This is a genomic window from Streptomyces sp. NPDC026394 (assembly GCF_055567735.1).
The window spans coordinates 95,368-110,019 of sequence record NZ_JBVHPX010000010.1 but is presented as its reverse complement, the minus strand read 5'-3'; the positions used below and the strand labels follow the sequence as shown (position 1 = coordinate 110,019).

General features: G+C 73.9%; 15 protein-coding genes. 10 read left to right on the top strand and 5 right to left on the bottom strand.

The features are described from left to right. Positions 1–79 precede the first annotated feature (79 nt). From ACZ4QV_RS23415 to ACZ4QV_RS23400, 4 genes are all read left to right on the top strand, one after another. Positions 80–757 (top strand): AIM24 family protein, encoded by a 678-nt coding sequence (locus ACZ4QV_RS23415; protein WP_361151453.1) that lies wholly within the window; start codon positions 80–82, stop codon positions 755–757. 76 nt (positions 758–833) lie between these two features. Next, a complete protein-coding gene (locus tag ACZ4QV_RS23410; RefSeq protein WP_361583252.1) occupies positions 834–1,799 on the top strand; it encodes an ATP-binding cassette domain-containing protein in 966 nt (321 codons plus the stop codon). Further along, positions 1,796–2,464 carry an ABC transporter gene (locus tag ACZ4QV_RS23405; RefSeq protein ID WP_361583255.1) on the top strand — a complete coding sequence of 223 codons (669 nt, stop codon included), beginning with the start codon at positions 1,796–1,798 and terminating at the stop codon, positions 2,462–2,464. The genes ACZ4QV_RS23410 and ACZ4QV_RS23405 overlap by 4 nt, the downstream gene beginning before the upstream one ends. Before the next feature lie 105 nt (positions 2,465–2,569). Then, positions 2,570–2,749, top strand: a complete 180-nt coding sequence (locus ACZ4QV_RS23400) for a hypothetical protein (protein ID WP_361151461.1) — start codon at positions 2,570–2,572, stop codon at positions 2,747–2,749. On the opposite strand, the gene ACZ4QV_RS23395 is transcribed toward ACZ4QV_RS23400, so the two are convergent. Beyond that, positions 2,746–4,113 carry an alkaline phosphatase PhoX gene (locus ACZ4QV_RS23395; RefSeq protein ID WP_361583258.1) on the bottom strand — a complete coding sequence of 456 codons (1,368 nt, stop codon included), beginning with the start codon at positions 4,111–4,113 and terminating at the stop codon, positions 2,746–2,748. The genes ACZ4QV_RS23400 and ACZ4QV_RS23395 overlap by 4 nt on opposite strands. Before the next feature lie 188 nt (positions 4,114–4,301). After that, on the bottom strand, positions 4,302–5,390 hold the full coding sequence (gene zapE / locus ACZ4QV_RS23390) for a cell division protein ZapE (RefSeq protein WP_361151940.1): 1,089 nt from the start codon (positions 5,388–5,390) through the stop codon (positions 4,302–4,304). Positions 5,391–5,617: 227 nt separating this feature from the next. Between zapE and ACZ4QV_RS23385 the strand changes: the two genes are divergently transcribed. Both ACZ4QV_RS23385 and ACZ4QV_RS23380 read left to right on the top strand, forming a co-directional pair. Next, positions 5,618–6,553, top strand: coding sequence for a pyrimidine reductase family protein (locus ACZ4QV_RS23385; protein ID WP_361151466.1), 936 nt, complete (start codon positions 5,618–5,620; stop codon positions 6,551–6,553). Positions 6,554–6,711: 158 nt separating this feature from the next. Continuing rightward, positions 6,712–7,239 carry an indole-3-glycerol phosphate synthase gene (locus tag ACZ4QV_RS23380; RefSeq protein WP_361151469.1) on the top strand — a complete coding sequence of 176 codons (528 nt, stop codon included), beginning with the start codon at positions 6,712–6,714 and terminating at the stop codon, positions 7,237–7,239. On the opposite strand, the gene ACZ4QV_RS23375 is transcribed toward ACZ4QV_RS23380, so the two are convergent. After that, complete coding sequence (locus tag ACZ4QV_RS23375; protein WP_361583262.1) at positions 7,205–7,960, bottom strand: ABC transporter ATP-binding protein; 756 nt, start codon at positions 7,958–7,960, stop codon at positions 7,205–7,207. The genes ACZ4QV_RS23380 and ACZ4QV_RS23375 overlap by 35 nt on opposite strands. A gap of 327 nt (positions 7,961–8,287) precedes the next feature. Further along, positions 8,288–9,448 carry an ABC transporter permease gene (locus ACZ4QV_RS23370; protein ID WP_361583266.1) on the bottom strand — a complete coding sequence of 387 codons (1,161 nt, stop codon included), beginning with the start codon at positions 9,446–9,448 and terminating at the stop codon, positions 8,288–8,290. Between the two features lie 241 nt (positions 9,449–9,689). On the opposite strand from ACZ4QV_RS23370, the gene ACZ4QV_RS23365 reads away from it, so the two are divergent. The 4 genes from ACZ4QV_RS23365 (at position 9,690) to msrB (ending at position 13,619) form a co-directional block, all read left to right on the top strand. Further along, positions 9,690–10,910 (top strand): sensor histidine kinase, encoded by a 1,221-nt coding sequence (locus tag ACZ4QV_RS23365; RefSeq protein ID WP_361583637.1) that lies wholly within the window; start codon positions 9,690–9,692, stop codon positions 10,908–10,910. A gap of 119 nt (positions 10,911–11,029) precedes the next feature. Continuing rightward, positions 11,030–11,650, top strand: a complete 621-nt coding sequence (locus ACZ4QV_RS23360; RefSeq protein WP_361151946.1) for a response regulator transcription factor — start codon at positions 11,030–11,032, stop codon at positions 11,648–11,650. Between the two features lie 139 nt (positions 11,651–11,789). Further along, complete coding sequence (murC, locus tag ACZ4QV_RS23355; protein ID WP_361151475.1) at positions 11,790–13,196, top strand: UDP-N-acetylmuramate--L-alanine ligase; 1,407 nt, start codon at positions 11,790–11,792, stop codon at positions 13,194–13,196. Between the two features lie 15 nt (positions 13,197–13,211). Continuing rightward, a complete protein-coding gene (msrB, locus tag ACZ4QV_RS23350; protein ID WP_030024422.1) occupies positions 13,212–13,619 on the top strand; it encodes a peptide-methionine (R)-S-oxide reductase MsrB in 408 nt (135 codons plus the stop codon). 72 nt (positions 13,620–13,691) lie between these two features. On the opposite strand, the gene ACZ4QV_RS23345 is transcribed toward msrB, so the two are convergent. Then, complete coding sequence (locus tag ACZ4QV_RS23345) at positions 13,692–14,597, bottom strand: metallophosphoesterase family protein (protein ID WP_467763369.1); 906 nt, start codon at positions 14,595–14,597, stop codon at positions 13,692–13,694. Between the last annotated feature and the right edge of the window lie 55 nt (positions 14,598–14,652).

Genomic DNA, 14,652 nt, shown 5'->3' with positions numbered 1-14,652 from the left:
AGTGTGCCAGCCGCTCGGAACGTCACCGCGCGGGCCGGCGCCTTGGCGGAGCGGAACGTTCCGGGTGATCATCCTCCTCATGCACAGCGACCTCTTCGCCTCCGAGAACATGGTCACGCCGGCCTCCGCGCCCGGCATGACCCTGCAGAACGCCAAGTCGATCAAGTACGCCGTGGACGGCGAGTGCTTCGCGCGCCAGGGCTCGATGGTCGCCTACCGCGGCGACCTGCGGTTCGAGAAACAGGGGCAGGGCGTCGGCAAGTTCCTCAAGCGGGCCGTGACCGGCGAGGGCCTGGCCCTGATGGCCGTGCGCGGCCGTGGCGAGGTCTGGTTCGCGCACGAGGCCGCCAACTGCTTCATCGTCGACATCGCCCCCGGCGACGGCCTCACGGTCAACGGCCGCAACGTGCTGTGCTTCGACCCGTCCCTGTCCTACGAGATCTCCACGGTCAAGGGCGCGGGCATGACCGGCGGCGGCCTGTTCAACTCCGTCTTCACCGGCCAGGGCAAGCTGGCCGTGATCTGCGAGGGCAACCCCATCGTCATCCCCGTGTCGCCGCAGGCCCCGGTGTTCGTGGACACCGACGCGGTGGTCGGCTGGACGGCGTCGCTGACGACCTCGCTGCACCGTTCGCAGAGCCTCGGCTCGATGCTGCGCGGCGGTTCCGGCGAGGCGGTGCAACTCCGGCTGGACGGCGAGGGCTTCGTGATCGTACGGCCCAGCGAACTGCGCCCCGAGAAGGCGGCCGGGAACTGACAGTGAGGGCGATGGGCGGGCAGCGGGGACAGCGGGGACAGCGGGGGCTGGGACGAGGATGACGGCCGGGGGACCGATGAGGCTGGACGGGGTCGGGCGGCGTTACGGGGCGCGGGGCCCGTGGGTACTGCGGAACATCGACCTGGAACTGCCGCGGCGTTCGCTGGTACGGATCGAAGGCCCCAACGGCAGCGGCAAGTCGACGCTGCTGCGGATCGTGGCCGGGATCGACGCGCCCGGCAAGGGCCGCGTCACCGGGCGTCCGCGCAGCGCGTACGTACCCGAACGCTTCCCCGCCGCCCTCCCGTTCACGGCCGTCGGCTACCTCACCCACCTCGGGCGGGTCCACGGCCTGCGCGGCCCCGCCGCGGCCCGTCGCGCCACGGACTGGCTCGAACGTTTCGGCGCCGGCGGCCACGCCCGTACGCCGCTCGCCGAGCTGTCCAAGGGCACCAGCCAGAAGGTCGCGCTGACCCAGGCCCTGCTCGCCGACCCGGAACTGCTCGTCCTCGACGAAGCCTGGACGGGCCTGGACCCGGCGGCCCGCGACGTCCTCGACCGGGCGGTGGCCGAGCGCGTCGCGGCGGGCGGCACGGTCGTCTTCGTCGACCACGACCCGCGGCGCCTGGCGGGCGCGGCCGACGCGCGGTACCGCGTCACGGGCGACGGCCTGGACCGCCTCCCGGCCGGGGCGGGGACGGACGCGCGCTCGGCGGGGGACGACGGGGCGCTGCCGCCCGGGCCCCGGGTGATCATCGAGGCGGCGGCTCCCGGTGCGGCCGGACACCTCGCCGCTCGCGACCTCGCCGAGCTGCCGGGCGGGCCGTACGTCGCGCGGGGGCCGGACGGTACGACGGTCCGGCTGACCGTTGCCGCCGCCCACTCCGACGCGCTGCTGCGCGCCCTGCTCGCGGCGCACCCGCCCTGGCACATCCGCGCGGTCGCGCCGGCACCGGCGGGACCGTCGGCAACGACGCAGGACCCGCCGGCCCGGCCCGCAGCGGTCAGCCCGACTTCCGACGACGAAAACCGGTACCCGTGATTCCGCTCCTCCGCTACCAGTTCGCCCTGCTCCTGCGGTCGCACCGCTGGCTGCCGCCGGTCCTCCTCTACACCGCCCTGCTCGCCGTGGGCGTGCAGGGCGGCGGCCCGATCCTCGACTCGTACGGTGTCGCCGCGTTCGGTCTGCTGCCCCTCGCCGCCTGGCTGTGCCGGATCTGCGTCACGAGCGAGCCGCCGGCCGCCCGCGCCTGCACGGCGGCGGCAGCCGGACCCGGCACGGCGCACCTCGCCGCGGTCCTGACGGGAAGCCTGTCGGCGGCGGGCCTCGCTCTTGCCGGTACGGCGTACGTCTCCCTCGTCGCCGACCCGCACGCCTCCGACCACCGGACCGCCGTCCCCGTGCTCGCCGCCGCCTGCGCCGGGCTGCTCGCCGGGCTGGTCTGCGTACTGCTCGGCACCGCCGTCGGGGCGCTCTGCAACTGGCCGGTGCTGCGCAGCACCGGCTGGTCGATCGTGTCCGGACTGCTCGCCGCGCTCCTGCTGCTGGTCGGGAGCGCCTCGCCCGCGAACGCCGCCGTCTCCGGACTGGTCACCGGCTCCGCCCACGGAACGATCACCCTGCCCTGGCTGCCGCTGCTCGCCGGCCTGCTGAGCGCAGGCGCCGCCACGGCCCTGGCCTGCCGCCTCAGCTCCCGCCGTAGCTGACGAGCGCCCGGCCACGGCCGTACGCCCCCTCGCACGCCAGCTCGCACACCCATCCGCACGCCCACTCGCACGCCTGCCTGCACGCCCGCGCGTAGGATCGAACGTATGCCGGACACGGAAGAAGAGCAGACGAGCCGTACGGACGAAGAGGCGGACAGCGGCCCGCCCCTCGCCGACTGTGTGCACTGCGGTGAGCCCACCGAGTACCCCGCCGAACGGCCCGGTGCGCTGCTGTGTCCGCACTGCGAGTGGCTGGAGGCCCAGCGCTCGGCCTGTTCCGGTTAGTCCCCCCAGGGCCCGGTGACCGCGAACGTAGTGCCCGGCGTGTAGCAGTTGACGTACATCGTGCGGTGATCGGGGGAGAAGGTGACCCCCGCGAACTCGCCCCACTCGGGCTTCTGCGGCGTGCCGATGTTCTGCCGGCCGCGTGCCACCGGGTACACCGTGCCGCGCCGGGTCAGGCCGAAGACGTGCTGCGCCCCGTCGCCGTCCTCGCACACCACCAGCCCGCCGCCGGGCGCCAGGCAGATGTTGTCGGGGGACTCGCCGGGCAACTGCACGTCGGCGTCCGGGCCGAAGACGACCACCAGCGTGAGGCGGCGCGCGGCCGGGTCGTACCGCCACACCTGGCCGTGATGGTCGGCGGCCGAACCGTCCTTGCTCCGCGCGAAGCTGGAGACGAAGTAGACGCTGGAGCCGCCCCAGTAGCAGCCCTCCAGTTTCTGCGCGTGGGTGATGCCGCGCGGCCCGAAGTCCTGGAACCGTATGGGGGTCTGCCGTGCGAGCGGGTCGGGGACGTCCACCCACTCCACATGGCGGAAGCTGGTGCCGGTCTCCTGGACGGTGGAAAGATCCTTGACGCCCGGTACACGCAGGGCCTGGAGCCGTCCGCCGGCCCGCAGGGAGCCCCGGCCGCCCAGCGGCTCGGCGGGCCGGAACCGGTAGAAGAGGCCGAACGGCTTGTCGAAGGCGTCCTCGGTCTCGTAGACCGTGCCGGTTTCCGGATCGACGGCTATGGCCTCGTGCTGGAAGCGGCCCATGGCGGTCAGCGGTACGGCGCCGGTGCGGCGCGGATCGTACGGGTCGACCTCGAAGATGAAGCCGTGGTCCTTGGTGTACCCGTCCTCGCCCGCCCGCAGCTCGGTCTCCTCGCAGGTCAGCCAGGTGCGCCACGGGGTGGGCCCGCCCGCGCAGTTGGTGGAGGTGCCGGCGATGGCGACGCGCTCGGACCGGACACGGTGGTGCCGGTCCACCTCCAGCGCCGTACAGCCGCCCTCGCCCGCCGGGTCGTAGGTCAGTCCGTCGACGGTGGGCACGGGGACGCGGGACTTGCTGCGGTTCTCGTGGTTGCGTACGAGGTGGACGCGGCCGTGCCGGCCGGGGAAGGCCGCCATGCCGTCGTGGTTGCCCGGTATCCGGCCCTCGCCGGAGGACAGCGGGGCGCCCTCACGGGACAGCACCCGGTACCGGAACCCCTCGGGCAGGTCGAGCAGACCCGCCGGATCGGGTATCAGGGGGCCGTAGCCGTGCCGGCCCGCGCTCCGCGCGGTGGCGGTTCCGGCGAAGACCTCGGGGATGCTGCCGGCGAAGGCGATCGATACGCCCAGCGCGCCGGTTCTTGCCAGGACCTGACGACGTGTCGCGGACATGGGCAACTCCCTGCTGGCGGACAGGTGATGTGACCCGCATGTGTGTACCACGCACGTCGGCCGCCGGGAACCGGCCGCGCGCGGGCCCGGAAACCGCCGCACCGGCCGCGCGCGACCCGGAACCACCGCACCGGCCGGGAGCCGCGGCTGAGCCGCCGTCCCGCCCGCCGCGTCCGCCGGGCTCCGCGCTACCCCTCCACCAGCGGCTTGGCGTCGCGGGCCAGCGCCGTGAGCCGGGAGATGGCGCGGAAGTACTTCTTCCGGTAGCCGCCCTTGAGCATGTCCTCGCTGAACAGCGTGTCGAACGGCTTGCCCGCCGCGACGACCGGGACCTCCCGGTCGTACAGCCGGTCCGCGAGGACGACCAGGCGCAGCGCGGTGGACTGGTCCGGCACCGCCCGCACATCGGTCAGGCAGACGGCGGTGATGCCGTCGCACATGGCTCCGTACCGGCTGGGGTGCACCTTCGACAGGTGGTCCAGCAGGGAGGGGAAGCCGTCGAGCGAGGCGCCGGGGGTGCGGTGGGCGACGCGGGTGACGGTCGCGTCGTCGAACGGCGGCGGGGCTTCGGGCAGTCCGCGGTGGCGGTAGTCCTCGCCGTCGATGCGCAGCGGCCGGAAGTGGGCGCTCAGGCCCTGGATCTCGCGCAGGAAGTCGGCCGCGGCGAAGCGGCCTTCGCCCAGTTTGCCGGGGAGAGTGTTGGAGGTGGCGGCGAGCGCGACGCCCGCCTCGACCAGCCGGCTCAGCAGGCTGGAGACGAGCACCGTGTCACCGGGGTCGTCCAGTTCGAACTCGTCGATGCACAGCAGGCGGTGACCGCTGAGCGTCTGCACGGTCTGCTGGAAGCCGAGTGCGCCGACCAGGTTCGTCAGCTCCACGAAGGTGCCGAACGCCTTGAGCGCGGGCTCGGCGGGGGTCGCGTGCCAGAGGGAGGCCAGCAGGTGCGTCTTGCCGACGCCGTATCCGCCGTCCAGGTAGACGCCGCGCGGGCCCGAGGGGGCCGCGGCCTTCTTGGCGCTCCGGCCGAACCAGCGCCGCTTGCCGCCGCCGGCCGGGTCCGAACCGCCGCCGATGCCCGCGGCGAAGCCGCTCAGGACCTCCACGGCCGCGGCCTGGCTGGGCTGGTTCGGGTCCGGGATGTACGTCTCGAAGCGCGCGCTCTGGAACCGCGGCGGCGGGACCATCTCCGCCACCAGGCGGTCGGCCGGCACGTGCGGCGCGCGCGCGGTGAGCGCGGCCGGGGCCGCTCCGGCCCCGTCGGCCGGCGGTCCGGCTATGGGGGAGGACTGGGATGACGAGGGCTGGGAAGGCGACACAGCCGTCCAGCCTAGTCGCTGTGCGGGAGGACTCCGCCGGATGAGCGAGGCATGTCACACTGCCGCGTATGCGACGCCTGTTTCCCCTTCCCGCCCCGCCCGTGCCGCCCGGTGATTTCCCGGACACTTCGGATACTCCGCATACTCCGCACGGCGAGAATTCCACCGCGGTCGCGTCCGCTCTCGCGGTGGAACCGGGCGCCATTGCCGGAACCGCGACGGGGGCCGACGCCGGAGCCCTTTCCGGGGCGCAGGATTCCGGTACGGCGGGTCAGGCGCTTTCCGGTACGGCGCGCCCGTCCCATTCCGGTACAGCGGGTGCCGCTGATTCCCGTACGGCGGGCCCGGCCGATTTCCGTACGGCCGGTGACGCCGATTCCGGTGCCGCCGATTTCGCCGACCGCCGGTGGAGCCTGGACGAACTGGCCGACGCCTACGCGTACCCCCGTCTCGACGAGGGCGCCGGCTGGCTCCGCGCGAACATGGTCTCCTCGCTGGACGGCGCGGCCCACCACGAAGGCCGCTCGCAGCCGCTCTCCGGCGACGCGGACATGCGGATCTTCGGCGTGCTGCGCGGCCTCGCGGACGCGGTGGTCGTCGGCGCCGAGACCGTACGCAAGGAGGGCTACCGTCCGGCCCGCGCCCGCGAGGCGTTCGCGGCGCGCCGGGCCGCCGCCGGGCAGGCGCCCGCCCCCGCCATCGCGGTGGTCACCGCCAGCCTGGACCTGGACTTCGCGCAGCCGCTGTTCACCGAGCCGCTGGTGCCGACGGTCGTGGTGACCGGCGCCGGGGCCGACGAGGACCGGGTGCGGACCGCGCGCGAGGCCGGTGCCGAGGTCGTCTTCGCCGGTGAGGGGGCCGCCGTCGACCCGTCGCGGGTGGTCGGCGCGCTGGCCGGGCGGGGCCTGACCAGGCTGCTGACGGAGGGCGGGCCGCGGCTCCTGGGTCAGTTCGCCGGAAGCGGGGCACTCGACGAGTTGTGCCTCTCGCTGGCACCGCTGGTGGTCGCCGGCGACGCGTCACGCATCATGAACGCGCCGCTGACGACCGTTCCGGAGACATTCGTACTCGCGTCCGTGCTGGAGGAGGCCGGCTTCCTGTTCACCCGTTACCGTCGGTCCTGAACAAAAGGCGGAATTATTCGTTCCGCTTAGCTTCCGCTGGGCACACTAAAGGCCAACAGGCCCCGTGTGGCGACGGGGCAGGATGGTTTCTGTCGGTTCGCTCCAGGGCGGGCCGCGAGATGAGAAGAAGGGCGTCCGCCGTGTTCACGAGCGTATTGATGATCGAGAAGCCCCTGACGCCCGCCGACGTGGAGTTCGTCACCACGCTGCACGGCGACGACCAGGTCTCCTTCGTCGTCCTCATGCAGCCGCGCGGCAATCAGGACCGCCTGCTCAGGGCCATCGACGACGTCGCACTGGGCGAGTTCGAGGACGCCGTACGGGAAGGCGACGAGCCGGAGGGCGTCCAGGCGGAGCCGCCTGCCGAGCGCGCCCTGTCCTACACCCTCCACGCCCTGCGCGACGCGGGCGCCGAGGCGATCGGGCAGGTCGTCGAGGACCACCCGCTGGACCTGCTGCGGTCGGTCGTCGACGAGACCGGCGCCGACGAGGTGATCGTGCTGACCGCCCCGCACTTCGTCGAGGAGTTCTTCCACCGCGACTGGGCCTCCCGCGCCCGGCACAAGGTCGGCGTGCCCGTGCTGAAGCTCTTCTCGCACGCGGCCGACGACCCGGCCCAGGACGTGGCGCACAACCCGGCCAAGGGCCCGGCTAACGGCTCGACGGGGGATCCCGCCGGAAACTGAGCCGCCCGTCCAGCATCTCCGCGACCGCGTCCACCGCGTCCAGGTGGGCGCGGTCGTGCGTGACCAGGACGGTCGCGGTGGCGCGCTGGCGGGTGAGCGTGGTGAGCAGGTCGAGGACCGCGGCGCCGCGCTCGTGGTCCAGCGCGCTGGTCGGCTCGTCGACCAGCAGGACGGCCGGCTCGTTCATCAGCGCCCTGGCGATGTTGATCCGCTGCCGCTGGCCGCCCGAGAGCTGGTGCGGGCGGCGCGCCGCCTGGTCGGCCAGCCCGACCGCGTCGAGCAGTTCCAGGGCCCGCGGCCGGGCGGCGCGCGGCGCACGGCCGTCCAGGTGCGCCGTGACCTGCAACTGCTCGGCGGCCGTCAGGGAGGGCAGCAGGTTGGGCTGCTGGAAGACCATGCCGACGCGGGTACGGCGCAGCGTGGTCAGCTCGGCCCGGCTCATCCCGGTGGTGTCCGTACCGCCGATCACCACCCGGCCGGCCTCCGGGGTGATCAGCGTCGCGGCCACCGCCAGCAGGCTGGACTTGCCGGAGCCGGACGGCCCGACCACGGCGGTCACGGACCCCGGCGGCACGGTCAGGCGCACGTCGTCGAGGGCGGTGAGGCGGCCGGCGCCGTCCGGGTAGGTGAGGGTGACGCCGGTGAGGGCGAGGCCGGCGGACGGTGTGCTTCCGCTCGTGGGGCTCGTGCGGGGCCGGATGGTGGCGGGGTTCGTCTTCATGAGGTGAGGTCCGTCGCTGTCCGTTGCCGAGTAGGGAATCGGGTGGTGTGCGGGTCGTGGGAACGCTGTACGGCCCGGCCTTTCGCGGCCGCGGAATCCGTACGGGTTTTTACGCGGCCGGAATCGGAACCGGGAGCGGAAGAGGGCCCGAGACCGGGACCGGAACGGGAGTCGAGACTCGCGCCGGAATTCCCGGCACCGGTTTCCGCAGGATGAAGGCCGTACGCCCGGCGGCCCGGAAAGGCGCTCACGGAATGGTCCGCGAAGAGCGGACCGGGAAGGGAAGCGCCTTCACGGATACCGTTCGGGCAGCGAAACCCGCCGGTCTCACCGCGCGCTCCCCAGCGCCGTCAGCGGGTCGACGGCGGTGATGCGGCGGATGGACAGCGCGGCGCCGACGGCCCCCAGCGCGATCATGACCAGGGCCGGGACCAGGACCGTGGCCGGGTCCAGGACGAACGGCACGGTGCCGCCGACGGCCGCGCCGGCCGACGCCGCGAGCGCGGTGCCCACGCCCGTACCGGTCACCAGCAGCACCACCGCCTGGCCGAGCGCGTCCCGCAGCAGATAGCGGGTGGGTGCGCCGAGCGCCTTGAGCACGGCGACGTCGCCGCTGCGCTGGATCGTCCAGACCGTGAAGAACGCGCCGATGACCAGCGCCGATATGGCGAAGAGAAAGCCGCGCATCAGTTGGAGCGAGCCGTTCTCCGCGGTGTAGGAGCCGATGGCGTTCAGGGCCTCGCCGGTCGTGACGGTGCGGGTGCCGAGCTTCCGGTCGGCGGCGGACAGATCGGCGTCCGAGGAGGTGGTGAGGGCGACCACAGTGGCCGTCCGGGCCTCGGCAGCACCGGAAGCACCGCTTCCGGAGTCGTGTCCGGGACCGGCCGCCGCGGAGCCCGTGCCGCCCGACACGGCCGCCCAGTCGTCCAGCGACGTCCAGACCACCGGCGTGTGGCTGTACATCGCCTCGCCCGCCACCGCCGCGGCCGTCAGCGTCCGCCCGTTCAGCGTGAACCGGCCTCCGGCCCGTACGCCCAGTTCCTCGGCGGCCTTCGTGGACAGCACCGCCGAGCCGTCCGCGATCCGCCCGGCCGCGGGCGCCAGGTGCGAGCCGGGCCGGACCCCGAACGCGGACAGCGCCGCGGTCCGCTCTCCGGCGCCGTCGCCCGCGCCGTCACCCGCCGTGGCCTTGGCCGTACCGATCCCCAGCGGCTCCGCCGACCGGACGCCCGGCACCCGGGCCCAGGCGTCCCAGGTCCGCTCACCGACGTGCGAGTCGGTGAACGACACGTCGTCACCGCCGCCGGCCGGGGCGGTGAAGGCGAGGCGGCCGGCGGGCAGGGCGGTGATCGCCGAGGTGTTCTCCCGGCCCAGACCCGCCGTCAGGCCGGACAGCAGCCCCACCAGCACGGTGATCAGCACGACGACGGTGCCCATCAGGGCGAACCGGCCCTTGGCGAATCTCAGGTCTCTCCAGGCGACGAACACGGAGGCTGGGCCATCCTTCCGAGGGGCGCCGGGCCCGGTGCCCGGCGGCTGCCCCCACCGTCGCCGGGAACGGGGCCGCCGGACATCGCGCCCCGGAGTGGTTCGCCCGGATCGAAAGGCCGGGTCCGGCCTCCACCTTTTGATTGATGCCGGTACGCGCCGGGGCGCCTAGCCTGGAAGGGCTGTGACTCCCCACTCCCTGACCCCCGCCCTGCGGGTGCTGCGCGGCTGCCTGCACCTGATGGTGGCCGCCCTGCTGGCGCTCGCCGCCGTACGGGCCGTCGCCGACCACAGCCCGGACGCCCCGGCCGTCGTCGGCGCCGCCGTCCTGCTGCTCGCCGTGTACGCCGTCGGCCCCACGCTGCCGCCGGTCCGCACCTCCACGGCCGCCGCGGTGCTCTGGCTCGCCGCCGTCATGGCGGTGTGGGCCGTGCTGCTCGCCCTCACACCCCTCGGTGTCTGGCTCGCCTTCCCGCTCTTCTTCGTCCAGCTCCACCTGCTCCCGCTGCGCTGGTCGCTGCCCGCCGTCCTGATCACCACCCTCGTCGCGATCGGCGGGTTCGGCTGGCACACCCGGACGCTCACCGTCGGTACGGTCGTCGGCCCCGCGCTGGGCGCGGCGGTCGCCGTCGCCGTCGTCCTCGGCTACCAGGCCCTCTACCGGGAGAGCGAGCAGCGCCGCCGCCTCATCGAGGAGCTGACCGCCGCCCGCACCGACCTGGCGGCCGCCGAGCACGCCGCCGGAGTGCTCGCCGAGCGGGAGCGACTGGCCCGCGAGATCCACGACACCCTCGCGCAGGGGCTCTCCAGCATCCAGTTGCTGCTGCGGGCCGCGGAGCGGGCGATGGAGCGGCGCCCGTACGACGCCGCCGCGCTCGGCCACGTCCGGCAGGCCCGGCAGGCCGCCGTCGACAACCTCGCCGAGGCCCGCCGTTTCGTCCGGGCGCTCAGCCCGCCCGACCTGGAGGCCGGGACGCTGCCCGCCGCCCTGGAACGGCTGTGCGCCACCACCGCACGCTCCTCCGGCCTGGCCGTGCACTGCCAGGTCTCCGGGGCGCCCGTCGAACTGCCCACCCCGCACGAGGTCGCGCTGCTGCGCATCGCGCAGTCCGCACTGGCCAACGCCGTCCAGCACGCGCGCGCCGGCCGGGCCGAGCTGACCCTCTCCTACATGGACACCGAAGTCGCCCTCGACGTGGTGGACGACGGGGCGGGCTTCGCGCCCGACGCGGTGCCGTCCCCGGGCTCCGGCGCCGCCGAAGGCACCGGCTTCGGGCTGGCCGCGATGCGGGCCCGCGCCCGCGCGCTGAGCGGCACGCTGGCCGTGGAATCGGCGCCCGGCGAGGGCACGGCGGTCGCCGTCACCCTGCCGTACCCGGAACCGGCCGTCTCCCGGACCCCGGCCGCGGCCCCTGCCCCCACCCCCGGCACCCCTCCCGACCCCGAACAGGCCACCGCGTGACCCACCGCCCCGAGACCGGCCCCGGCACCGGCTACCGCCCCGGGACCGGCCCGGCCCCAGGCTCCGAGACCGCCCCCGGTACCGGCTCCGAGGCCGCCCCCGGCCCCCGCCCCGCCGCCATCGGCCTCCTCCTCGCCGACGACCACCCGGTCGTACGGGCCGGACTGCGCGCCGTCCTGGAGACCGAGCCGGACTTCGAGGTCGTCGCGGACGTCCCCACGGCCGAGGAGGCCGTCGAACGGGCCGCCCGGCCGGACGTCGACGTCGTCCTGATGGACCTCCAGTTCGGCGGGCGGATGCTCGGCTCGCAGGCCACCGCCGCCATCACCGCACGCGAGGACGGACCGCGCGTCCTCGTCCTGACCACGTACGACACCGACGCCGACATCCTCGCCGCCATCGAGGCCGGCGCCACCGGCTACCTCCTCAAGGACGCGCCGCCCGAGGAGCTGGCCGCTGCCGTCCGTACCGCGGCGGCCGGCAAGTCCGCCCTCGCGCCGACCGTCGCCCTGCGCCTGATGGACCGGATGCGTACCCCCGCCACGGCCCTCTCCCGGCGCGAGACCGAGGTGCTGAAGCTGGTGGCCGACGGCCTGTCCAACGCCCGGATCAGCAAGCAGCTCTTTCTCAGCCAGGCCACCGTCAAATCCCACCTGGTGCACATCTACGCCAAGCTGGGCGTCGACTCCCGTACGTCGGCGGTCGCCGCGGCCACCGCGCGCGGACTGATCCGCCGCTGACCGCTGACCGCCCGATCACCCGCCGGCCGGCGCCCCGGGGCCCGCCCGGCACGGGCTGTCGGTGCCGGGTGCGAGAATCGTGCGCGTACGGACGGAGAGCCCGTACGGACGCAGAGATCGACGAGCAGGAGACTGACGCATGGCACCGTCCCCGGGCATCCCCGACGCGATGGACCGACCGCACTTCATCGGCATCGGCGGCGCCGGGATGTCCGGCATTGCGAAGATCCTCGCGCAGCGCGGCGCCCGGGTCGCGGGCAGCGACGCCAAGGAGTCGGCGACCGTCCGCGCCCTGCGCGACGCCGGCGCCACGGTCCACCTCGGCCACGCCGCCGCCCACCTGGCCGAGGACGCCACCGGCGTCGTCGTCTCCTCCGCGATCCGCGACGACAACCCGGAGCTGGCCGCCGCCCGCGAGCGCGGCATCCCCGTCGTGCACCGCTCCGACGCGCTCGCCGCCCTGATGGACGGCCTGCGCCCGATCGCCGTGGCCGGCACCCACGGCAAGACGACCACCACCTCCATGCTGGCCGTCTCCCTCGGCTCGCTGGGCCTGTCCCCGTCGTACGCCATCGGCGGCGACCTGGACGCCCCCGGCTCCAACGCCGAGCACGGCAGCGGCGAGATCTTCGTGGCCGAGGCGGACGAGAGCGACCGCAGCTTCCACAAGTACGCGCCCGAGGTCGCCATCGTCCTCAACGTGGAGCTGGACCACCACGCCAACTACGCCTCGATGGACGAGATCTACGAGTCCTTCGAGACCTTCGCCGGCCGCATCCGCCCCGGCGGCACCCTGGTGATCTCCGCCGACCACCCCGGCGCCCGCGAGCTGACCTCCCGCCTCTCCGGCCGCCTGGACATCGAGATCGTCACCTACGGCGAGGCCGAGGACGCCGACGTACGGGTCCACAAGATCAACCAGCGGGGGCTGACCAGTGAGGTCACCGTCGTCCTCACCAACGGCAAGGTCCTCACCTTCACCGTCTCCGTGCCCGGCCGGCACTACGCCCTGAACGCCGTCGCGGCCCTCGCCGCCGGCACCGCGCTCGGCCTCCCGCCGCACAACCTGGCCTCCGCGCTCGGCACGTACACCGGCGTCAAGCGCCGCCTCCAGCTCCAGGGCGAGGCGGCCGGCGTGCAGGTCATCGACTCCTACGCGCACCACCCCACCGAGATGACCGCCGACCTGGAGGCCATCCGCGGCGCCGCCACCGGCTCCCGTGTCCTGGTCGTCTTCCAGCCGCACCTCTTCTCCCGCACCCAGGAGCTGGGCAAGGAGATGGGCGAGGCGCTCACCCTCGCCGACGCCTCCGTCGTGCTGGACATCTACCCGGCCCGCGAGGACCCGCTCCCGGGCGTCACCAGCGCCCTGATCATCGAAGCGGCCCAGGCCAAGGGCGCCCGGGTGACCGCCGAGTCCGACATGTCCGCGATTCCCGAGGTGGTGGCAGGAATGGCGGAGCCCGGCGACCTTGTTCTCACCATGGGCGCGGGCGACGTGACCGAACTCGGCCCGCAGATCCTCGCGCGCCTGCAGAGCCGATAGGAAGCAGAGGGACTCATGCCGTACGAGATCGACAAGCCGGACGAGCAGTGGCGCGCCGAGCTGACCCCGCAGGAGTACCAGGTCCTGCGCCAGGGCGGCACGGAGCCCGCGTTCGTCGGTGAGTACACCGACACGAAGACGGCGGGCGTCTACTCCTGCCGCGCCTGCGGTGCCGAACTGTTCCGTTCGGAGACCAAGTTCGAGAGCCACTGCGGCTGGCCGTCCTTCTACGACCCGAAGGACAGCGACGCCGTGGAACTCCTCCAGGACCGCTCGCACGGCATGGTCCGCACGGAGGTCCGCTGCGCCCGCTGCGGCTCCCACCTCGGCCATGTCTTCGAGGGCGAGGGGTATCCGACCCCGACCGACCAGCGCTACTGCATCAACTCCATCTCGGTGCGGCTGGCGCCGGACGGGAGCTGACCACGGGGCCGCCGGGCCCGGCGCGGAGCCGGCCCGGCGGCCGTACTGCTCGTAGCCGCCTCTTCGCCCCCGTCAGAACTGCGGCGCCCGCGCCACCGCGGGCAGGATCTGCACCTGCTGTCCCGGAGCCGCCTTGCGGCGGCGCCACTCGCGCGGGTATCCCAGGGACACCTCCACATGCGGGATGCCGTCCACCTCGATGGTGCGCGGAATGTGCAGATGGCCGTAGACGACGCTGGCGGCGCGGAAGCGGCGCGGCCAGTCGGCGGTGGCCTCGGTGCCGCACCACAGGGCGAACTCCGGGTGCCACAGCGGCTCGGTGGGCTTGCGGACGATCGGCCAGTGGTTGACCAGCACCGTGGGCAGGTCCTCGGGAATCTCGGCGAGCCGCGCCTCGGTGGCGGCCACGCGGGCCCGGCACCACGCCTCCCGCGTCGGGTACGGGTCCGGGTGCAGGAAGAACTCGTCCGTGCAGACCACCCCGGCCTCCTCGGCGACCGCCAGCGCCGCCTCCTTGGTGTGGGTGCCGGGCGGGCGGAAGGTGTAGTCGTACAGGGCGAAGAGCGGGGCGATCACCGCCGGGCCGCCCTCGCCCTCCCAGACCGGATAGGGGTCCTCGGGCGTCAGCACGCCCAACTCCCGGCAGATCTCCACCAGGTGCTCGTAGCGCCGGACCCCGCGCAGTTGCACGGGGTCGTTGGACGGGGTCCACAGCTCATGGTTGCCGGGCACCCAGATCACCTTGGCGAAACGGCTGCTGAGCACGGTCAGCGTCCAGCGGATGTCCGCGACGTACTCGCCGATGTCCCCGGCCACCAGCAGCCAGTCGGCGTCCGAGGCGGGCCGCAGCCGGTCGACGATCGCGCGGTTCTCCTCGTAGCGGATGTGCAGGTCGCTGATGGCCATCAGCCTGCCGGGCGCGGCCCCTTCCCGGTCGGCCTCGACGGCGCGGTCTCCTTCGGAGCATGAGATCTGCATGATCTGACGGTAGGACAGGAAGCCGGGGCGTGGGCATGCCGGGGGTGGGCTGTTG